Raw genomic sequence first — 20,114 nt, forward strand, 5'->3', positions numbered from 1 at the left:
CCTCTCTAACGGAGTTCCTCCATGGCTGCCTTCACCTTTTCGGGGGTTGCGGGCAGATGGGTTACCCAGGCTCCGGTGGCGTCGTGGATGGCGTTTATCACCGAGGAGTGAGGTGCGGTCAGAGGAAGCTCGCCGCATCCGGCGGCTCCGAAGGGACCGTGTTCCCTCGGGGTCTCGACGTAGTCCAGCGTCAGGGCGTCCGGTATGTCCTTGATGTAGGGCACTCCGCAGGAGGCTATGGTCCTCTGTCTGTCTATGTCCTCGAAATCCTCCGTGAGAGCCAGGCCTATGCCCTGGGCCATCCCTCCGTAAAGCTGTCCGTCCACGACCTCCTTGTTGTTTATGGTTCCCACGTCGCCTATAAGGGTCATTCCCTCGACGGCGGTCTTCCCAGTGGCGACTTCCACGGCGACCTCGGTCATGAAGAGGCCGTACATGTAGACCGGGAAGGGCTCTCCCTGTCCTGTGACGGGATCGCAGGCGGAGCACATGGTGGCTGTCCAGGTTCCCTCGTACTTGAGGGGCAGCTTCTCAGCGACCATCTCGTCGTAGGTTCTGTAGGTGCCGTCGTCCTTTTTGAGGGCGTGGAGGAGTTTCTCGCAGGCCACCCTTATGGCGTTGCCGGTCATAACCTGGGAACGGCTGCCTCCGGCAGGTCCCGAGTTTGGGCACTTGGCCGTGTCGTTTTTGTAGAGCTTTATCTGTTCCGGTTTCAGCCCCAGTGGCTCGAGCGCCTTGGACGCGGTGCCTCTGGTCCCGGCGTCCGCTCCCTGGCCGTGATCCTCCCAGGCGTCGTAGACTCTGACCCCGTCGGGGAGCATCTCCACCGCGGCGGAGCTGCTGTCCTCTCCGTCCAGGCCGCAACCGTATATGCCCAGAGAGATTCCCACGCCACGCTTGACCTGATCGGTGGATTCGGCCTTGGCCTTCTTCTTGGCCTCCTCGTATTTGGGGCGTATCCGTCGGACCATCTCGGGGAACGGATAGGCGTCGAAGGGCTGTCCCGACGGGAAGGTTCCGCCGGTCTCGGCGCAGACGTTAACGTTTTTCTCCCTTATGTCCAGGGGGTCCATGCCCATCTTCTCCGCAAGCATGTCCACCAGGACCTCCGTCGCCAGGAAGGCCTGAGGAGATCCGTATCCCCGGAAGGCCGAGCCCCAGGCGTGGTTGGTGCAGACGGTGTATCCCTTTCCCCTTATGTTCTCTATACCGTAGGGGGATCCCATGAACTGAACCCCTCTGACCGTTAGAAGGTCTCCGAACTCGGAGTAGGGTCCGTGGTCCACGTAGTATTCCGACTCCATGGCCTTTATCTGTCCCTTTTCGTCCGCTCCGTAGCGCATGTTCATCCAGAACGGCGATCTCTTCCCCGTGTAGGTTATATGCTGCTCCATGTCGTAACGCAGGAAAACGGGTCTGTCCGTGGCCATAACCGCTACGCCTATGAGGGATTCCATGGTGGGGCTGAACTTATAACCGAAGGTTCCGCCGGCGTTGTTCTGTATGAGACGGAGTTTCTCCGGCTCGAGGCCAAGACCGTCCACTATCATTGCGTGATGTATGTGGATTCCGATGCTCTTCGAGTGGATGCAGAGAACTCCGTTCTCGTCGTAGTAGCCGTATCCCACGTCGGTCTCCATCGTCAGGTGGGGCTGTCTCTGTAGGTAGAAATCTCCATCCACCTCGAAGGCGCATTTTTTCATTATCTCCGAGGTCTCGTCGCCCTTGATTATCCCCTGCTCGTAGTAGACGTTGGGCGTTCCCGGATGGATCTCTATGGCGTCGTCCGCCTTGGCGTCCATGGCGTTGAGGTAGGCTGGAAGGACCTCCAGGTCGACCTTTATCGCCTTGGCCGCCTCTCTGGCGTGTTCCTCCGTGTCGGCGCAGACCATGGCGTAGGCGTCGCCGTACTGGAAGATCTTCTCGTCGCAGAGTATGGGGCGATCCCATCCGTCTCCCTTGTTGCTCGGGAAGGTCAGGCCGTTGATACGGTTGTTCCCCTTGACGTCCTTGGCGGTTATGACCTTGAAGACTCCCGGCATCGCCTCTGCCTCGGAGGTATCTATGGATTTTATGTTGGCGTGGGAGACCTCGGCCTGGGCTATGGCCGCGTAGAGTGCCCCTTCAGGCAGCTTGTCCCTGGCGTCGTCGCCGAAATCCCAGAGGCCTGTGACCTTGAAGGCTGCGCTGGGTCTGGGATAGGAGGAGCCCCAGAGGGTCCCGTCCGGGTTGAGCTTTTTGGCGAAGTCGGTCATCGGCTTTTCGCCTCTTAGCACCTCGGCAGCCTCCATGACGGCATCGACGATGTGCCTGTAGCCGGTGCATCGGCAGACGTTTCGGGTCTTTTGGAACCATTCTCGGACCTCTTCCCTGGTGGGGGAGGGGTTTTCGTCCAGCAACGCCTTGGCCGCCATGATGAAGCCAGGGGTGCAGAAGCCGCACTGAACCGCGGCGTTGGCTATGAAGGCCCACTGTATGGCGTGAAGTGCGGTAGGAGTGCCCAGTCCCTCGACAGTCAGTATCTCGGCGCATTCGGGGACCTTACTCCATTTGGTTATGCAGGATCTTACGACCTTGCCGTCCATTATGACGTTGCAGGCTCCACACTGTCCCTTGCCGCATCCCAGCTTCGTCCCGGTGAGTCCGAGCTGTCTTCTGATGACGTTGACCAGCATTTCGTTCTCGTCGGCCGCCACGTCCATCTGAACGCCGTTTACCTCGATGCGCTTTTTGCTCAATTTCGACATAGTTCCACCCTCCTGCGATGATGTGAGATTCGGACCCCCTCTAAACATGCACCTACTTTAATGACCCCAGAAACTAGACCTTTGGTTCAGAAAACGGTCTTCCTATTAACGAGAATAGATCTACAGGAGGCAGTTGTCAAATTAGTGTCTATATATAGAACTAAATGCAACAGAGTATATTTGTATCCATCGTGGGTTGGCAAGGTTTAGCGTATCTTGGGATTGATCTTTGCTGACCTTTGTTTTGTCCGTGAAAAACGGAGACCTCTTAAAGAGGTCCCCGTCGATTCGTTTTATGGGATATCTGAGCTAGAGACGTTTGAGCACCATGGCGACCCCCTGGCCGCCGCCTATGCATGCTGTGACCAGCCCGAGCTCCTGATCCCTGTGTCTGAGGCCGTAGATCATGGTAGCTATGAGCTTGGCCCCTGTCGCGCCTATAGGGTGTCCCAGGGCTATGGCCCCTCCGAAGACGTTGCATCTGTCCATGTCGAAGGGCATGTTTCGGTGTACCGCCAGGACCTGAACCGCGAAGGCCTCGTTCAGCTCTATCAGATCCATGTCCTCCAATTTCAGCCCGGCCATCTCCAGGGCTTTCGGGGTGGCTACGGTAGGTCCAAGCCCCATGTGTTCCGCGTCCAGCGCTCCGGGAGAGTAACCCAGTATCTCCGCCAGAGGCTCGTAGCCGTTGGCCCTTGCCCAGTCCTCGTCGGCTATGACCATGGCGCTTCCGGCGTCGCAGAGGGCTGAGCTGCTGCCCGCCGAGATGGTACCGTCCTTCCGGAACACCGGGGGCAGTTTCGCCAGCTTTTCCAGAGAGGTGTCCCCCCTGGGTATCTCGTCGGTGTCCACCGTTATCTCGCCCTTTTTACGGTCCTTTATCGTCACGGGAACTATCTCTTCTCTGAAGGCCCCCGACTCTATGGCCGCCACGGCTTTCCTGTGGCTTTCCAGGGCGTAGCCGTCCTGTTCCTCCCGGGATATGGAGTTCTCCTCCGCCAGGATCTCCCCGGTGGCTCCCATCATCATCCCAGCCAGAGGACACATGAATCCGTCCCTGTGGAGGCCGTCCAGGGTCGTTTTGTCTCCCATTCGGTATCCCCATCTGGCTCCCTCCAGCAGGTAGGGGACGTTGCTTGCGCTCTCCATCCCTCCGGCGACCCCTGCCTTTATGTCCCCCAGGCGGATCCTGTCGGCTATCAGCATGGCGGTCTTGACGCTGGAACCGCATCTCTTGTTCACCGTGAAGGCCGGAATCGACGAAGGAACACCGGCACGATACATGGCGATTCGGGCAGGGTTGGCTCCCACTCCCGCCTGCCATCCGTTGCCCATTATCACCTCTTCCAGGTCGTCCGGTGATACGCCGGAGCGTCTTATCGCCTCGGCTATGGCTATGGCCCCCAGGTCCGGAGCGGTCTTCTTGGAAAGAGAACCTCCGTATTTTCCCCCGGGAGTCCTACAGGCGCTCAATATTACCGGTTTGCCCATCAGGCTTCACGCTCCTCTTTCTCCATGTCGCAGCCCTTCATGGTGGGCAGGTCTTCCACCATGGCGAAGGAGGCTGCCGTGTGTTCCTGGATGTCCTCGAGTGTGACCTCCGGTGCTATCTCGCAGAGGGTCAGCTTCCCCTCCATAAAACGGAACAGGGCGAACTCTGTGACCACCGTGTCCACCACATTGGCTCCGGTTAGGGGGAGGGTACACTTGGATATTATCTTGGGCTCTCCCTTCTTGGTTACGTGGGTGGTGGCTACTATAACCCTTCTGGCCCCCGAGACCAGGTCCATGGCTCCTCCCATTCCCGGCACCATCTTGCCCGGCACCATCCAGTTGGCCAGGTTGGCGTCCTCGTCTATCTGGAGGGCTCCCAGCACTGTGGCGTCCAGATGGCCGCCTCTTATCATACCGAAGCTGAAGTCGCTGGCCACCAGGGCGCCCCCTGGCAGTATGGTCAGACATCTGCCTCCGGCGCCTATGAAACGCCAGTCTGTCTTTTCCGGCTTAGGTCCCGCTCCGACCACTCCGTTCTCTGTCTGAAAGACGACCTCGACTCCTTCCGGTATGTGGTCCGATACCAGGGTGGGAATTCCTATCCCCAGGTTTACGACCGAGCCGTCCTCCAGGTCCATCGCGATCCGTCGGGCTATTCGATGGCGTATAAGTTCTCCATCAAGTACGGGAAGCATAGTAGGAGTCCCCCTTCAGCACTAGAATATCCACAAGGATTCCCGGAGTGACCACGTCGTTGGGGTCGATCTCCCCCTGTTCCACCACCGAGTCCACCTCCGCTATGACCAGTTCCGCCGCGGTGGCCATGGCGGGATTGAAGTTTCTGCTCGTTCCGAAGTAGGTCAGGTTTCCGTAGCGGTCCGCTTTGTGGGCCTTTATAAGTGCCACGTCGGCTTTCAAGGGCAGCTCCAGGATGTACTTTTTGCCCTGGACCTCCATCACCTGCTTGCCTTCCTCCACGACCGTGCCTACCCCTGTAGGGGTGAGGAATCCGCCTAGGCCGAATCCACCGGCCCTTATCCTCTCGACGAAGGTTCCCTGAGGGACGAGCTCCAGCTCCATCTTCCCCTCGTTGTACAGCTTTTGGGTTACCTTGTTGAGACCTATATGGGAGGCCGTCACCTTGGATACCTGTCCGTTCACCACCAGGGAACCGTGTCCTACGCCGTCGGGGTGTCTGTCGTCGGCGTAGACCGTATCGTTGGCTATCAGATGCAGGTCCTTGGTACCGGCTTCGCAGAGGGCCTCTACAAGGGTGTAAGGGACCCCTCCGTAGTTGAATCCTCCTACCATGATCGAGGTTCCGTCCTCTATGGAGGAGACCGCCTCGGAAGGCGACATGACCGGTTTTACCACTTTTATCGGCATGGGATTGCACAACTCCTTTCTAACGTCGTACTTCGTCTCCCTCTTATCCGTCGGACGACAGCTGGGCAGCTCTCGTTAGCTTGAGTTTCTGGAACATGAACACCGCTACCATGAGCCCAACCGCTACCAGATTGGCGGTCATGTAGGGAGCTATTATCAAAAACGGCGTCGCTAACAGGGCGGCTCTCTCCACGATGTTTATGTGGGTCAGGAAGTAGCCCTGAACTCCGGAGGCCAGGCCGATGATGCACAGGAAGGCCGAGCCGCAGCCTATGGCTATCTGGAAGATGTTGCCCTGGAACAGGAGATAGTGGTTATACACGAACATATATGGAACGAGGAATCCCGCCACCGCGACTACCAGAGCGGTGAAGCCGGTCTTCATCGGGTTCGACTTCGCTATACCGGAGGCCGCATAGGTGGCCAGGGCCACGGGAGGAGTCACGTCCGCCAAAACCCCGAAGTAGAGGCAGAAGAGGTGAGCCGCCATCATGGGAACGCCCATCTCCGCCAGGGCGGGAGCCGCCAGGGTCGAGGTTATGATGTACTGAGCCGTGGTGGGAACTCCCATTCCGAGTATTATCGATCCGACCATGGTGAGCATCAGAGCAAAAGGCAGTATGCCGTGGGATAGGCTGAGGACGAAGGATGAGAAGGCCAGTCCTACTCCGGTGATCCCTATCACCCCTATGACTATCCCAGAACAGGCGCATGCCGCTGCCACGTCAACCGCTCCTATGGCGCCGTCTATCATTGCCTGGAGTATCCTTCCAGGGGTCATGCGGTGTTCCTTTTTGCCGAGCCATGAGCAACCGATCAAAAAGACTATGGACCAGAAGACCGCCTTCACCGGCGAGTAACCGGTGGCGAGGAACGCTATCAAGGTGATTATGGGGATCAGCAGATGCCATCCCTCTTTGAGGACTTTGCCGGCCTTGGGGAGGTCCTCTCCGCTAAGACGTTTCATGCCGATCTTGCCGGCCCTGAAGTGGACCATTGCCATTATGGAGACGAAGTACAGTGTGGCCGGTATGGCCGCTGCCACGACGATCTCCCAGTAGGATATGCCGAGGAATTGGGCCATTATGAATGCCGCCGCTCCCATTACAGGGGGCATTACCTGTCCTCCCGTCGAGGCCGCCGCCACTATGGCACCGGCGAACTCGCTGCTGTAGCCCGATTGCTTCATCAATGGGATGGTGAATGCCCCCGTTGTGACCGTGTTGGCGCAGGAGCTCCCGGATACCGTTCCCATGAGGGCGCTGGAGACCACCGCCGCCTTTCCCGGCCCTCCCTGACTGCGTCCGGTCAGAGCGACGGCCAGATCTATGAAGAACTGTCCTGCTCCGGACGTGCTCAGGAAGGCCCCGAAGAGCACGAAGAGGAAGATGAAGCTGGCCGAGACCCCCAGAGGCACCCCGAATATCCCGTCGGTCCTGAGGTACTGGAAGGGAGCCAGCTCCCCTATGGGGATCCCTCCGTGGGCCAGTATCCCGGGGAAATAGGGACCGAAGAACGCATAGAGCAACGATATGATCGCCATTATCGGAAGCGGCCATCCCATGGCTCTCCTGGTCCCCTCTATGACGAGGACCACCATTATCACTCCAAGATAGACGTCGGAGGCTATGGGGGCCCCTTGTCTGATGGCTATCTCCTGCCAGTTCAGCAATATGTTGAGACAACCTATCGAGAGCAGGATCGCCAGGACCCAGTCCATAGGGTCTATGCGGTCTTTAGGTCGGTTTTTGGATGCCGGGTATATCAGAAACAGTATGACGCCCATGAAAAGCCAGTGAACGCTGCGCTGGTACATGGCGGCGAAAAGCCCGAAGGCGGCGGTGTAGAGATGAAAGGACGAAGCGGCCAAGGCCAGCCCCGCCACCAGCGTGTATTGCCATCCCGTGAGGGTCCGTTTTTTGGAGTCCGGTTCCTCCACCGGAAGCGGGTTTTTAAGGATTTCTTCGCTCATATGAAAACCTCCGAAGTGGGGGATATAAGGGCTCCCGGAAATTTCGGGAGCCCTCGATTGCATGGAATCTTCTTGTCACCCTTAGTCGATCTCGATGCCCTTCTCCTTGAAGAATTTCACCGCTCCCGGGGTGAAGGGGATTATTCCCACGCTGGCCTCTTCAGGGGCGAAATGGACCGCCTGCTGTGTGACCTGCATGAAGGCTTTCCTGTTGTCTATGAGGGTCTTGGTGAGGTCGTAGCCGAGCTTCTCGTCCATCCCCTTCTTGACGACCAGGTAGTTGCCGTCTGCCACGGTGAGGACATCCTCCGGCTGGCCGGGGTAGACTTCTTTCTTTATGGTGTAGGGAAAGAGGAAGGAGTTCTCCTCCACGACCTTTTTCACAAGGTCCTCCGGAAGGGGGATGAGGACGACGTCGCGAACCGCCGCGACCTCGAGGACCGCCGATCCAGGAGCGGCGAAGTTCCAGAACACCGCGTCCAGATTGCCGTCCTTGAGGGCCATGGCGGCTTCCGGCTGGGTCAGCTGCTGCATGGAGAAGTCCTTCTCCGGATCTATTCCTGCGGCTGCCAGTATCATCCTGGCCAGTACCTGGTTGCCGCTTCCGGGGGCTCCTATGGAGACCCTTTTACCCTTGAGATCCTCAAAGGTGGTGATCCCGGTCCTGTTGGTGGTGACGAGATGTTCCGGGGCGGGATACATGTTGAAGAGGATCTCCAGGGGAAGCTTGCCGTCCTTCTCGAAGGCCTCAGTGCCGGTGAAGGCCTGGTAGAGGGTGGACCCCATGGTCATGCCTATCTGGGCTCTGCCCGATGCGACCAGGCGGCAGTTTTCCTTCGATGCCGCGGTGGACCGGGATGTAGCCTTGACGTCTATGTCCGCCTTGGTCAGTACCTCGGCCATAGAGCCTCCCAGGGGGTAGTAGGTACCTCCGACCCCTCCGGATCCTATGGTTATGAACGTCTTCGCCATGGCGGTGCCGGTCAGGGCCACCGCGAACAACAGGGCAAGTGCTATAGCCTTTCTCTTCATCTTTTTGATCTCCTCCTCTCGGATTTAGGGAAATATTTCCTCTCTCGTTACCGTCGGTTCTCCAGGTCCGTTTTTTCGATCACCTCCCGTGCGTTGGTTGGCGATATCTAACCGTTAAGTTTTTTTACTGCATCCTCCAAGCCGCTGCGGAGTCTGGCAAGTATCTCTCCTATCTGCTCCGACGTGACTATCAGGGGAGGGGCCACCAGGAACTGATCTCCCGCCACTCCGCTGATCATGCCCGTTCCGGGGTATACGACCAGGCCGTGGTCCATGCAGCAGGAGGTGACCACGGCGGCGGCTTTGGTTTTCGCCGGGAACGGAGCCTTCGTTGCCTTGTCCGCCACTATCTCCACCCCTCTCATGAGCCCCATGCCTCGGACCTCTCCCACTATGGGTATGTCCATGAGTTCCCTCAGGCCCTTCATGAGTTCCTCGCCTCTGGCGGCGGCGTTTTCGAATAAGCCGTCCCGTTTCATTATCCGGAGTGTGGCTGTTACCGCCGCGGCAGTGGCGGGGTTGGCGTTGTATGTGTGTCCGTGCTGGAAGGCCCCGGAGCCGCCTTTCAATACGTCCACCAGCTTTTGGCTGACCAATATGGCTCCGGCGGGAGAGTAGCCGCTGGCCATGGCCTTGGCGGAGCATATGATGTCGGGAATCACGTCCCAATGGTTCACGCAGAAGGCCTTGCCTGTGCGGCCTATTCCGGTCATGACTTCGTCGGCGATAAGAAGCACGTCGTATTTGGTGCAGATCTCCCTGACGATGGGCCAGTATTCCACCGGAGGATGGAGACCTCCCACGGTCGACCCCACCACCGGCTCGGCCACGAAGGCCAGCACCCTTTCCGGTCCCAGACGGAGTATCTCGTTCTCCAGAGATCTTGCGCATCTCAAATTGCAGGACGGATAGGTCTGTCCGTAGGGACATCTGTAGCAGTAGTGGGGCTGGATCTTCGGCGTCTCCTGGAACAGAGGTGTGAAGTCCCTCCGGCGGGGCATGCTTCCGGCCAGTCCCATGGTGCCTATGGTGGAGCCGTGATATGAGTTCCAACGGGCTATGAAGGTGGTCTTGCCTGATCCCTTTCCGTCCCTCTCGACGAAATACTGTCTGGCGATCTTGAGGGCCGACTCTATGGCCTCGCTGCCTCCGCTGACGAACCAGACGTTCTTAAGGTCTCCGGGAGCTATGGACGCCACTTCCTCCGCCGCCTCCAGTGTGGCATCGTTTCTCCACCTGGAGGGATGGGCGAACTCGAGATTCACGAGCTGATCGTATACGGCCTTCGCCACCTCTTCGTTGCCGTGTCCCAGGCTGGAGATGAGGGCTCCGCTACATCCGTCGATGTACTCCTTGCCGTCTTCGTCGTAGAGGTATATTCCCTCGCCTCGTACCGCCTTCCTGAGCTCGTTTTTGTAGCTCCTGGGTATAAGTTTGCCGAAATCCATTCCCCTTCACACCTCCTGATAGTTTTACGGTTCACTTGACCGTGTAGACCGGGTTTTCTGTCCAGAGTTCCTCCAGTTCCTGGAGCCTTTTCTTGGCTTCGTCGCCCATCTCGTCCGCAACCGCCATTATCAGACAGTTCATCAGGCTCATAGGAGCGGTAAGAGAGTCGATGAAGGAGATGTGCCTGCACGGAGCGGTCAGCACGTGTTCCGGCTCGGCCTCCGTCATCGGGTTGTGAGGACTGTCGCTTATAGCCGTCAGGGTCAGGCCCAGAGAGCGGCCCAGCTTCATGGCATCGACCGTCCACCTGGAATACCTGGGGAAGCTTATTCCTACCATCATGCTGCCCTTCGGCGCCGTGGTCAGTTGCTCCCTTATGAGGGTATCGTTCAGCTGGTGCACCGAGGGATGGAACCAGCTGAGATAGAAGGAAAGGTATCCCGCCAGGGCGAGGGAGCTCCTCTGGGCAGCCATGTAGAGGGCGGGGGCCTCGAGCACCTCCAAGGCCCAGGAACGGATGTCCTGGGGGTTCAGGTTGGTCTGAGATTCTCCCAGGTCCAGCATATCCAGAGTCATTATCCTGTGACAGGGCGACTCCCTGGGATCGTCGTCGTAGACTGCCATCCTCTCTATGGTGGTCATCTGGTCCAGCAAAAGGCTCTTCATTGCCTCCTTCAGCTCGGGATAGCCGGAATAGCCGAGTATGGACGCGAACCGTATTACCGACGATTCGCTGGTGTCCACCGACTCCGCCATCTGGCTTGCCGTCATGAACGGGGCCTCTCTGGGGTTCTCCAGTATGAAACGGGCGACCTTGGCCTGGGTGGCGGAGAAGCCCTTCATTCCGGCGATTATCTTCTCTTTGAGCAAGGCTTTCGCCCCCTTCGTAGTTGAAAAAAATCATCTAAGTCATTTCTTGCAGGATTTCCGTCTTTTGTCATCTTAGCCTGAAAATTTTGCCCTGTCAAATAAGTGAGATCTTCCATCGTGGGTCGTAGTGCTGTACCCTTGATTCGAAGGGGTGATGGTATTGTCGGAGAGAAGACCGGCCTTGGCGTTATGGTCCTCCGGGTTGCTCTTTGCCTGGGTTTTGTCTCATTTCGTCGATTGGCCCATAAGGGCGGTCCTGTCCACGTTGGACAGATCGGTGAGGCTCCTGGACAGCGGTTTTCTTCTGGTCTCAGCCACTGTCTTGGTGGGGACCAACGCGGTCAGGGCCTTTATGCTATACACCGGATGGTTTCTGCTGGGGCAGTGTTTCAGGGACGTCGATAATCCCGGTCTCGGTCGATGGATACCTCTGCTGGGAATCCCCGGTTCCTATGTGGCGGCATGGGCCTTTCGGATGCCTTCGGTTCCTCATTTCGGAGGTCCCGCGGTGATGGCGTTGATCAGCGTGGTCATGGTCCAGTATCTGAGCCGGGACGTAGTGAGGCCGGGAAACAGGACAATAGTTTTAGGGACGTTGGTCCTGTCGATGCAGTGGCTCGACGTCATTCCCAAGCTGACCGACTACGGTTTCGGATGGGGCGAGCTCAGTCTGGCGATCAAGGAGGTAGCTACACTGATGGACAGGGACATGGTGCTCGACGTGGTCGGCACGATGTCCTTCGTTTTCAGTTTCGCCATGGCCTTGGTAATAACGGAGCTTTTCGTCGGCTACGAGAAGAGGCTGGCTCAGCTCAGGCTGTTGAGAAAAAGAGAAAGAGAGCTGTCAAAACTCAGGCAGGACCAGACCGAGAGCAGGGTCTATCGGGAGATGCAGTATCTGGTCCACGATCTGAAGAGGCCTCTTACCGCGGTGATGGGATTGTCGGACGTCATATCCCAGACCTCGACGGATCCCACGGCGGTTCGCCACTCCGACAGAATTCAGGGGGCGGCCTCCAGGATGAACCAGATGATATCGGAGATAAGGGATCCCTCGGCGGTACAGATCGTGTCTGTGTCGGAGCTGTTGGATTACTCGCTTTCGCAGATAAGGCCGCTTGAATGGTCGTCGGCTTTGCATCTGGCGGTGCCGGAGGAGTTGGGAAACCGTTCGATAAGGGTCAATCTGATAAGGTTTTCCCGGGCTTTGGTGAACCTGTTGGACAACTCCCACAGAGCGACGGAAGGGCGTTCGGATCCCAGGATTTTTTTCGGAGTTTATGAGAGCCAAGAAGGGAACATAGTCCTTTTCGTCAGGGATAACGGTCCGGGTTTCGGAGAAGGTATCGATAAAAGAGGATCCCGATGGGGATCGTCCGGTCTCGGACTGGCTTTCGTGAAAGATGTGACCGATTCTCACGGTTGGAAGTTCGAGTTGGGAAGCGGTCCGGACGGTGGGGCCTCGGTCGAGCTGAGTGCCCCGCCTTTCAAGAACAGGGGTGGAGAATATGAGTCTTTATCTGGGCGCGGTTGACGACGACAGGGAGATCCTCTACACGCTGGAGGTCATGGCGTCCTCTTTGGGTTGGTCCATGAGGACCTCCGACGATCCCGAGATCGCTCTGAACTGGGTCTCCGACGATACAGTCGACGTCCTGTTGGTGGATTTTCATATGCCGATAATGAGCGGACTGGAGGTTATACGAAGGGCCAGAAAGCTCTCCTCGTCGGTGGTGCTCATGGCTCTTACCGTTGAAGAGCGGCCAGATGTCGCCCGGGAGCTGATCATGGCGGGGGCGGACGATTTTGTCTCTAAGCCTATTCGCCTGGCCGATTTCTCCGCCAGGATAGGCCTTCACAGGGAGCTCTCACGCTACAGGAGGGCAGGCCGATGGGAGGGAGGGGACAGGGGAATTTCGGAGGACACGGCCCGTAAGGTCTACGATTCGCTTTTATCGGAGGGGGTCTATCTGTCCGCCTCGGAGGTGGCCGATCTGACAGGGGTGTCCTATCCCACCGCCAACAGGTATCTGGAGTACCTGGTTAGAAAGGGACAGATCAAAAAGATGCGTCGACAGGAAGATGGAAGAAGTGGCCGTCCCAGAAGCTACTACTGCGGAGGGTTGCCGTGATAAAAAAGATAGAAAATATGGATTCCTTGGATATTCGAGCTTAAACTATAGGGTAGCGAGAGGGGTTTCAGATCTCGCTGCCTTACAGTTTTTTCATATTTTCGAGGAGGTAATGAGATGAAAAGATATCTTATAGGTCTTGCGGCGGCTTTCATGGTGATCGTGACTACCGGGTCCTTCGCTTCTGCGGCGGACGTCGCCCTGACCTCTGTGGGACAGAGCCCGGACGCCATGATGGTCAAGGTAGTGCTCAAATCCTTGAGCGTCAAGCCCGATTACGATCCTCTCATGAAGGCCGACGATCTTTCTGGACACAAGGTTCTCATAGCGGTGGTTGGAGGTAGCTCCAAAGGACTGGGTGCCGCCGGTATCGACAAGGATCAAGAGGTGTCCAGAGCCGAGGCCCTGCTGGACAAGGCGAAGGCCGACGGAGTCAAGGTGTTGGTCATGCACGTCGGAGGGCCGGGTCGCAGAGGAACCTTGTCCGATCTGTTCATATCCGCCGCCGTGCCGTATTCGGATGGCCTGATCCTGGTGGACGGGGCGGATCAGGACGGTCTTTTCGAGAGTCTTCTCGGAGATAAACCGGTGGAGCCCGAGGTCGTTCCCAACGTCAGAGGGACCAAGGCCTCTCTGGAGAAGATTCTCGCCTCTTGGGAAGTACTGTAGGTAGATCTCCGCTATGTCGTGGTTTTGGCCGGAGGGTATGTACACCCTCCTTATGATAGGGGTATTCGCCTTTGCCGCTTTCGCCTGGAAGCTCCCAATAGCCGTCGCCATGGCTTTGGCGGCCATCTCCGGGGCGCTGGCGTCCGGGAACGGTGTTCCCATAAGGCATCTGGTCGAGGGAGAGTTTGGCTATATCGATACCATATTGATAATAGCCACCGCCATGATTTTCATGAAGGTTATACAGCGTATAGGTCTACTCGACTCGGTGGCCGCCTGGGTCATAAGGCGGTTCAGGAATTATCCGGTTTTTCTGAGTCTGGGGATAATGTTTCTCATAATGGTCCCTGGCATGATAACCGGCTCGTCCACCGCGGCGGTTCTGACGACCGGTGCCCTAGTGGCTCCGGTATTGATAAAACTGGGGGTTCCGGTGGTGAAGACCGCCGCGGCCATATCCATGGGAGCTCTGTTCGGGATGATCGCCCCTCCTATAAGCATACCGGCCATGATAATAGGGGCCGGAGTCGATATTCCCTACGTGGGGTTCGGTTTCCCCCTGCTGATATGCACTCTTCCTCTGGCGGTGATCTGTTCCCTTCTGCTCATATATCCCTACGTCAGGAAAGAACGGGACGAGGTTGCGCTTGACGCCGAACTGACCAGGATGAGCGGGGTGGCCCTGACTCCGAGGCTTTTCCTTCCAGTAGTGGTGTTGGTGGTCCTGTTGGGAGGAGAGAGGATTTTTCCCCATATATGGCCGTCTTTGGGCATGCCCCTCGATTTCCTTCTGGCCTCCGCGGCGGGACTGCTTTCCGGGTCCAGATGGAACCCCCTGGAAACAGTGACGGAGGCGGTCGACGAGGCCCTTCCAGTCATGGGAATACTTATGGGGGTCGGTATGTTCATACAGATAATGACCCTGACCGGGGTTAGAGGCTTCGTCGTCGTCTCGGCTCTGGCTTTGCCTTCATGGACCCTCTATCTGGGGATAGCGACGTCCATGCCCCTTTTCGGTGCGGTCTCGTCCTTCGGATCCGCCTCGGTACTGGGAGTGCCTTTCCTGCTGGCCTTGCTGGGGCAAAACGAGATAGTGGTGGCCTCCGCCCTCAGCCTGGTGGCGTCTTTGGGCGACCTGATGCCCCCCACGGCCTTGGCCGGTATATTCGCCGCCCAGGTGGTAGGGGAGGACAATTACTTCAAGGTACTGCGGCACTGCATGTTCCCCGCGGTCCTCACAGCCGGATGGGGCATAGCTGTAATACTGATGGCCAAGCCTCTGGCGAAGTTGATTTTCTAGGAGGTGGAGCCGGATGATGACCTTGATATACAGAGCTATAGTCCTGTTCGTGATGGCTCTCGTGGTCCGTTGCATGTTCAGGGAGCGCTCCTTCTGGAAGCAGGTGACAGCCGCCATGGTGCTCGTTCCCTTGGTGCTTCGTTTTCTTTTGGTCAAGTAGGGAGGTGTGACCGTGAAGAGTTTTAAGGGAAATGCCGCTACGGCGGTGGCCCTGTTGGTGGCGGTCTCCGTCCTCTCTTTCCTGTCGGCCCGGAGCTTTCTGGCGATGAGAGAGCCCGATCCTGTGAAGCTCTCCGAGGGATTCGTAAAGCGGATGCTCTCCGAATGGTTCGAGCCACTCGAGGGGACCCCGGCTGATACCCCCGTCTACGTTCAGGACAGCGGGGTTCCGGGAGGAACTGTGATGATCATGGGAGGAACCCATCCAAACGAACCGGCCGGGACCATGACGGCGATCATCTATCTAGAGAGGGCTCGGGTTGCCCAGGGGAAACTCATAGTGATTCCCTTCGCCAACATGACGGCCATGGGGCACAACTCGCCTCAGGAGGCTTCGCCTCAGTATTTTCATCTGGACGTTCCGGGAGGAACCCGCTGGTTCCGCTACGGTTCCAGGGCGAGCAATCCGGTCTACCAGTGGCCCGATCCGGACATATACATACACGCCCAGTCGGGGCAACAGCTGGCGGGAAGCTCAAAGAGCAACCTCAACAGGGCCTATCCGGGGGTAAAGGACGATGCCCTGACCCAGCAGGTTGCATATGCGGTGATTCAGCTGCTAAGAGAGGAGAAGGTGGACCTGGCCTTCGATCTTCACGAGGCCTCTCCGGAGTACCCGGTGGTCAACGCGATAGTTGCTCACGACAGGGCCATGGAGCTTGCTGCCATGGTGTCCATGGAACTGGAGATGGAAGGTGTCCCCATGAGGCTCGAGCCTTCGCCGGTCAACTTCAGAGGCCTCAGTCACAGAGAGTGGGGCGATAACACCGATACGATGGCCATACTCATGGAGTCGGGCAACCCAAGTCAGGGACGACTCAGAGGTCGAACCGACGAGGCCCTGGTGCTGACCGGTGAGGACAAGGCCTACCTGAAGGCGGCGGAGCTGGGAAGGCTGTTCATTCCCTACGAGGGGGATCAGCCTCTGGATCTCAGGACCGCCAGACACGTGGAGGCCATAAGGCTTTTCGTGGAGATGCTCGGGGACGTCAAAGAGGGCGGAGCCGTAGAGGTGGAGAACATTCCATCCTACGAGGAAATGATAGAGAGCGGTATAGGAGCTTTCCTGTCGCCCCTATCGGACGATCGGTTCGACGGGAAGTAGAGAGAAAAACGAGGAGGGAAAGAAGTGAGGAGAAGAATAATCGGTTTGGCGACCGCTGTGGCGGTCGTGACGATCTCGGTGGGAGTCGCTTTCGGAGCCGGATCTCACGAGGTGAAGGATGTAACCGCTTCCAAGGGAATGGTGGCCGCCGCCAACAGGTTGGCCGCTGAGGCGGGAGTCGAGATACTGAAGAAGGGCGGAAACGCTGTGGACGCCGCCGTGGCGACGGGTTTGGCTCTCAACGTTGTGGAGCCCAACGCCTCCGGCATAGGCGGAGGCGGTTTCATGGTGATTCGGATGGCCGACACCGGAAAGGTCGTCGCTCTGGACTACCGCGAGGAGGCTCCTTCCGAGGCCACGAAGGATATGTATTCCTCGGAGAAGGCCAAGGCGGACAAGATTAGCGCCTACGGTCCTCTGGCGGTCGGAGTTCCCGGAACGCTGGCCGGCTATCAGATGGCTCTGGACCTCTACGGTACGATGACCCTGGCCGAGGTGATAGAGCCCGCCATAAGGCTCGCCGAACAGGGAGTCCCCCTTTCTCCGACCACGGCGGGAGCTGTGGAAAGCCACTTCGGCGATCTGTCCAAGTTCACTCCGGAGAAGGACAACCCCTTCCTCAAGGACGGCCTTCCCCTCGAGGCGGGATCGGTAGTGAAGCAGCCCAAGCTGGCCAAGGCCTTCCGCCTGATAGCGAAGGACGGAAAGAACGCCTTCTACAACGGCCCCATCGGCCGTTCCATGGTGGACAACATCCGCAACCAGGGTGGCATCATGACCATGAACGATCTTCAGCGCTATCAGCCGGTGCTGAGACTCCCCTCCGAGGGTACCTACAGGGACTACAGGATCTATTCCATGTGTCCTCCCTCGTCGGGTGGCATAACCCTGGTCGAGATACTTAACATACTGGAGAACTTCCCCCTCTCCGACTGGGGCCACAACTCTCCCAGGACGATCCACACCATGACGGAGGCCTTCAAGATGGCCTTTTCGGACAGGGGTAACTTCCTCGGAGACCCGTCTTTCGTCAACATCCCCTACGGTATGCTTGAGTCCAAGAAGTACGCCAAGACCCTGGCGGACAGGATAGACGAGGACAAGGCAATGCAGGAGGTACCCAAGAGCGATTCCTCCGTCGACGAGCACTGGTCCACTACCCACGTCTCCGTGGCGGACGTATCGGGGAACATAGTCTCCATGACCCAGACGGTCAACTATTTCTTCGGAGCCAGCATGATCGACCCGGAGTTCGGATTCGTCTACAACGACGAGATGGACGATTTCTCCTCCAATCCCGAGAGCGTAAACGCTCCCGAGCCGGGCAAGAGACCCCTTTCCTCCATGAGCCCGACCATAGTGGTAGATCCTCAGGGTAGACCCTTCATGGCACTGGGAACTCCCGGAGCCTGGAGGATCATAACTTCGGTGGCCCAGATAATGACCAACGTCATCGATTTCGACATGACCATGGACGAGGCCATAGAGGCCCCCAGGTTTACCTGCAGGGCCATCGGGACCAAGCCGGACGTCCTTCAGCTGGAGTCTCGAATTCCCCAGAGCACCCTGGACGTACTGAAGCTCAGAGGACATCAGATAAAGGTAAAGGACGAGTTCGACCTCTACTTCGGAGGCGCTCAGGGGATATGTTTCGACCCCGATAAATCGACCCTCATAGGAGGAGCCGACTCCCGCAGGGACGGCGACGTGGTGGGCTACTGATCTGTATTTCTCTCTCCAAAGGGGATGGGACGGAAAAACCGTCCCATCCCCTTCTTTGTTATCCCCTCCGGTATCCTCTATAATCTAATGACTAATTCCCTTTTGGAGGAGATCCGATGAAGGAAATCTCTCAGAGCCTTGTCATGGTAGTAGACGATTCCAGAGCGTTTCTGGACCTGATGGTGGAACTTCTGTCGCCTATATGTCGGGTCTCGGTCGCTCTGGACGGTCCGTCCTGTCTGGCTCTTGCGGAAAGGGAGGCCCCGGATCTGTTCCTGATGGACGTTCAGATGCCCGGCATGTCCGGTTTCGACGTCTGCAGGGTTCTAAAATCGGATCAAGCCCTGAGGCATATACCCGTTATGTTCGTGTCCTCCATCAACGACATGGAAAGCAGGATAAAAGGGCTCTCCCTAGGGGCGGTCGACTACTTGGTAAGGCCTTTCTTCTCTCAGGAGCTTCTGCTCAGGGTGAAGGCCCATCTCAAGCTGAAGATAGCCCAGGAGTCTCTGATGCAGGAGGCCGAGTATCTGGAGGAGCAGGTACGTAGGAGAACCGAGGAGATTCGAGCCGCCACGATGAGGATAGAGGCCAGCGAGAGGGAGTTCCGATCTCTGGCGGAGGGGTTGCCCGACATGGTCTTCAGGATAGGCCCGGACGGACGTTTCAGATCCATCTCCGGTGCCGTGCGATCCCTGTTGGGGGCCGACCCGGGAGAGGCCTTGGGACGGACCCCGGAGGAGTCGGGGTTGTCGAACCTCTGTATCGCTCTTTCGAGGGAAAATCTGATGAGGGTGTTTCAAAAGGGAGACCAAGAGGTCATGGAGGTCCCCCTGCTCGAGGGGGGGACGGTGGAGGTCCGCCTCCTTCCCGAGAGGGGGCCGGACGACAGCAAGGTCATCTCCATCCTGGGGATCATAAGGGATATCTCTTCTCAGAGGATGGTGGAGGAACAGCTTCTCTCTCAGGGTGCCTTCCTGTCCACCCTCGTCGATAACCTGCCGGTGGGGGTCATGGCCAAGGATCTATCTGTAGGTGGGGCCTACGTCATCTGGAATTCGAAGCTTTCCCAGATACTGGAGATCTCCGCCGAGGAGGCCTTGGGCATGACAGAGGGGGATCTGTTCCCATCGGAACTGGCAGACATAATGGTTCGGGACGACCGTAAGGCTTTCGAGACCGGCAGACCGGTGGTGACCGATCTTTCCTACGATGTAGCGGGACCCGACGGTTTGACCGTTCGTTTCTTCCGAGTGACCAGGGTGCCCATAACCGACGACGAAGGGGCTCCTTCGATTTTATTGGCCATGGTGGAGGATCGGACCGATTTCGTCATAGCGGACAGAGAGTTGATGTCGTCCCTGCACGATAAGGACATCCTGTTGCAGGAGGTCCATCACAGGGTCAAGAACAACCTTCAGGTGGTCTCGAGCCTGATGAATCTGCAGGCTTCCAGGACGGACGACCCCACTGTGATCGACGCCTTTCTGGAAAGCCGAAGCAGGGTGCTCGCCATGGCTTACGTCCACGAGCTTCTTTACAGAAACTCTCAGTTTTCCGATATAAGATTCGCCGATTATCTGGATGAACTGACCGGGACCATCTCCACCACCTACGGAGACGGCCGGGATATCTCCCTGGAGGTCGAGGCGGACGATACCAGGCTTCACGTCGACGTTGCTATTCCCTGCGGTCTGATAGTTAACGAACTGGTCACCAACGCCTACAAGCACGCTTTTTCCGGCAGAGAAAGTGGCACTGTAAAGGTCGACTTCAGGTCCGAGGGCGGAGATGTGTCTTTGATAGTCTCCGACGACGGCGTCGGCTGCGACGATCTGGATAAAGAGGACAGCCTGGGGCTTACCGTCGTCAGAGGTCTGGTAAGGCAGATAGGGGGAGGGCTGGTCGTCTCGTCCGATCGGGGGATGTCGTTCGAGGTGTCCTTTCCGTTCAATAGGGGAGCGGGAGAGATGAAAGAGGGTGCTCGACGGTGAGGAGGGTGACCTCGGCCGTTGTG

At 57.8% G+C, this 20,114-nt stretch carries 16 protein-coding genes; 8 read left to right on the forward strand and 8 right to left on the reverse strand.

Annotated features, from left to right (window positions below; all coding sequences use genetic code 11):
* Positions 1-5: 5 nt before the first annotated feature.
* The 8 genes from L2W48_RS09485 to L2W48_RS09520 all read right to left on the reverse strand — a co-directional run bounded on the left by L2W48_RS09485 (position 6) and on the right by L2W48_RS09520 (position 10,950).
* On the reverse strand, positions 6-2,747 hold the full coding sequence (locus tag L2W48_RS09485; protein ID WP_236099526.1) for a molybdopterin-dependent aldehyde oxidoreductase: 2,742 nt from the start codon (positions 2,745-2,747) through the stop codon (positions 6-8).
* A 309-nt stretch (positions 2,748-3,056) separates the two neighbouring features.
* Positions 3,057-4,238 carry a thiolase family protein gene (locus L2W48_RS09490; protein ID WP_236099527.1) on the reverse strand — a complete coding sequence of 394 codons (1,182 nt, stop codon included), beginning with the start codon at positions 4,236-4,238 and terminating at the stop codon, positions 3,057-3,059.
* On the reverse strand, positions 4,238-4,936 hold the full coding sequence (locus tag L2W48_RS09495) for a 3-oxoacid CoA-transferase subunit B (RefSeq protein ID WP_236099528.1): 699 nt from the start codon (positions 4,934-4,936) through the stop codon (positions 4,238-4,240). Before L2W48_RS09495 ends, L2W48_RS09490 begins: the two co-directional genes overlap by 1 nt.
* Entirely contained in the window at positions 4,920-5,627 is a 708-nt protein-coding gene (locus L2W48_RS09500) for a CoA transferase subunit A (protein ID WP_236099529.1), read from the reverse strand. The genes L2W48_RS09495 and L2W48_RS09500 overlap by 17 nt, the downstream gene beginning before the upstream one ends.
* Positions 5,628-5,670: 43 nt before the next feature.
* Positions 5,671-7,599, reverse strand: a complete 1,929-nt coding sequence (locus L2W48_RS09505) for a TRAP transporter permease (RefSeq protein ID WP_236099530.1) — start codon at positions 7,597-7,599, stop codon at positions 5,671-5,673.
* 81 nt (positions 7,600-7,680) lie between these two features.
* Positions 7,681-8,631: a TAXI family TRAP transporter solute-binding subunit gene (locus L2W48_RS09510; RefSeq protein ID WP_236099531.1), complete on the reverse strand. Its 951-nt coding sequence runs from the start codon at positions 8,629-8,631 to the stop codon at positions 7,681-7,683.
* A 107-nt stretch (positions 8,632-8,738) separates the two neighbouring features.
* The gene (locus L2W48_RS09515) at positions 8,739-10,079 is read right to left on the reverse strand and encodes an aspartate aminotransferase family protein (RefSeq protein WP_236099532.1); all 1,341 of its coding nucleotides are present in this window, start codon (positions 10,077-10,079) and stop codon (positions 8,739-8,741) included.
* A gap of 31 nt (positions 10,080-10,110) precedes the next feature.
* Positions 10,111-10,950 (reverse strand): MurR/RpiR family transcriptional regulator, encoded by an 840-nt coding sequence (locus tag L2W48_RS09520; RefSeq protein ID WP_236099533.1) that lies wholly within the window; start codon positions 10,948-10,950, stop codon positions 10,111-10,113.
* A gap of 160 nt (positions 10,951-11,110) precedes the next feature.
* Here L2W48_RS09520 and L2W48_RS09525 point away from each other — a divergent pair, with 160 nt between their 5' ends.
* The 8 genes from L2W48_RS09525 to L2W48_RS09560 all read left to right on the forward strand — a co-directional run bounded on the left by L2W48_RS09525 (position 11,111) and on the right by L2W48_RS09560 (position 20,091).
* Positions 11,111-12,484 carry a sensor histidine kinase gene (locus L2W48_RS09525; RefSeq protein ID WP_236099534.1) on the forward strand — a complete coding sequence of 458 codons (1,374 nt, stop codon included), beginning with the start codon at positions 11,111-11,113 and terminating at the stop codon, positions 12,482-12,484.
* Positions 12,459-13,082 (forward strand): response regulator, encoded by a 624-nt coding sequence (locus tag L2W48_RS09530; RefSeq protein ID WP_236099535.1) that lies wholly within the window; start codon positions 12,459-12,461, stop codon positions 13,080-13,082. Before L2W48_RS09525 ends, L2W48_RS09530 begins: the two co-directional genes overlap by 26 nt.
* A gap of 117 nt (positions 13,083-13,199) precedes the next feature.
* Positions 13,200-13,751 (forward strand): DUF6305 family protein, encoded by a 552-nt coding sequence (locus L2W48_RS09535; protein ID WP_236099536.1) that lies wholly within the window; start codon positions 13,200-13,202, stop codon positions 13,749-13,751.
* 13 nt (positions 13,752-13,764) lie between these two features.
* A complete protein-coding gene (locus tag L2W48_RS09540) occupies positions 13,765-15,051 on the forward strand; it encodes a TRAP transporter large permease subunit (RefSeq protein WP_236099537.1) in 1,287 nt (428 codons plus the stop codon).
* 13 nt (positions 15,052-15,064) lie between these two features.
* Positions 15,065-15,211 carry a hypothetical protein gene (locus L2W48_RS09545; protein ID WP_005659535.1) on the forward strand — a complete coding sequence of 49 codons (147 nt, stop codon included), beginning with the start codon at positions 15,065-15,067 and terminating at the stop codon, positions 15,209-15,211.
* 12 nt (positions 15,212-15,223) lie between these two features.
* Positions 15,224-16,375, forward strand: a complete 1,152-nt coding sequence (locus L2W48_RS09550) for a succinylglutamate desuccinylase/aspartoacylase family protein (RefSeq protein ID WP_236099538.1) — start codon at positions 15,224-15,226, stop codon at positions 16,373-16,375.
* 24 nt (positions 16,376-16,399) lie between these two features.
* Positions 16,400-18,097, forward strand: a complete 1,698-nt coding sequence (gene ggt, locus L2W48_RS09555; protein WP_236099539.1) for a gamma-glutamyltransferase — start codon at positions 16,400-16,402, stop codon at positions 18,095-18,097.
* Positions 18,098-18,213: 116 nt separating this feature from the next.
* A complete protein-coding gene (locus L2W48_RS09560; protein ID WP_236099540.1) occupies positions 18,214-20,091 on the forward strand; it encodes a histidine kinase dimerization/phosphoacceptor domain -containing protein in 1,878 nt (625 codons plus the stop codon).
* The last annotated feature ends 23 nt before the right edge of the window (positions 20,092-20,114 follow it).

Origin of the sequence: Dethiosulfovibrio russensis, assembly GCF_021568855.1 — a bacterium.
GTDB lineage: Bacteria > Synergistota > Synergistia > Synergistales > Dethiosulfovibrionaceae > Dethiosulfovibrio > Dethiosulfovibrio russensis.

Coding starts and splice junctions, on each gene's coding strand:
- L2W48_RS09495 (WP_236099528.1), bottom strand. CDS start 4,936: ATGCTTCCCGTACTTGATGGAGAACTTATACGCCATCGAATAGCCCGA.
- L2W48_RS09510 (WP_236099531.1), bottom strand. CDS start 8,631: ATGAAGAGAAAGGCTATAGCACTTGCCCTGTTGTTCGCGGTGGCCCTG.
- L2W48_RS09560 (WP_236099540.1), top strand. CDS start 18,214: ATGAAGGAAATCTCTCAGAGCCTTGTCATGGTAGTAGACGATTCCAGA.
- L2W48_RS09535 (WP_236099536.1), top strand. CDS start 13,200: ATGAAAAGATATCTTATAGGTCTTGCGGCGGCTTTCATGGTGATCGTG.
- L2W48_RS09530 (WP_236099535.1), top strand. CDS start 12,459: ATGAGTCTTTATCTGGGCGCGGTTGACGACGACAGGGAGATCCTCTAC.
- L2W48_RS09500 (WP_236099529.1), bottom strand. CDS start 5,627: ATGCCGATAAAAGTGGTAAAACCGGTCATGTCGCCTTCCGAGGCGGTC.
- L2W48_RS09485 (WP_236099526.1), bottom strand. CDS start 2,747: ATGTCGAAATTGAGCAAAAAGCGCATCGAGGTAAACGGCGTTCAGATG.
- L2W48_RS09490 (WP_236099527.1), bottom strand. CDS start 4,238: ATGGGCAAACCGGTAATATTGAGCGCCTGTAGGACTCCCGGGGGAAAA.
- L2W48_RS09515 (WP_236099532.1), bottom strand. CDS start 10,079: ATGGATTTCGGCAAACTTATACCCAGGAGCTACAAAAACGAGCTCAGG.
- L2W48_RS09540 (WP_236099537.1), top strand. CDS start 13,765: ATGTCGTGGTTTTGGCCGGAGGGTATGTACACCCTCCTTATGATAGGG.
- L2W48_RS09505 (WP_236099530.1), bottom strand. CDS start 7,599: ATGAGCGAAGAAATCCTTAAAAACCCGCTTCCGGTGGAGGAACCGGAC.
- L2W48_RS09545 (WP_005659535.1), top strand. CDS start 15,065: ATGATGACCTTGATATACAGAGCTATAGTCCTGTTCGTGATGGCTCTC.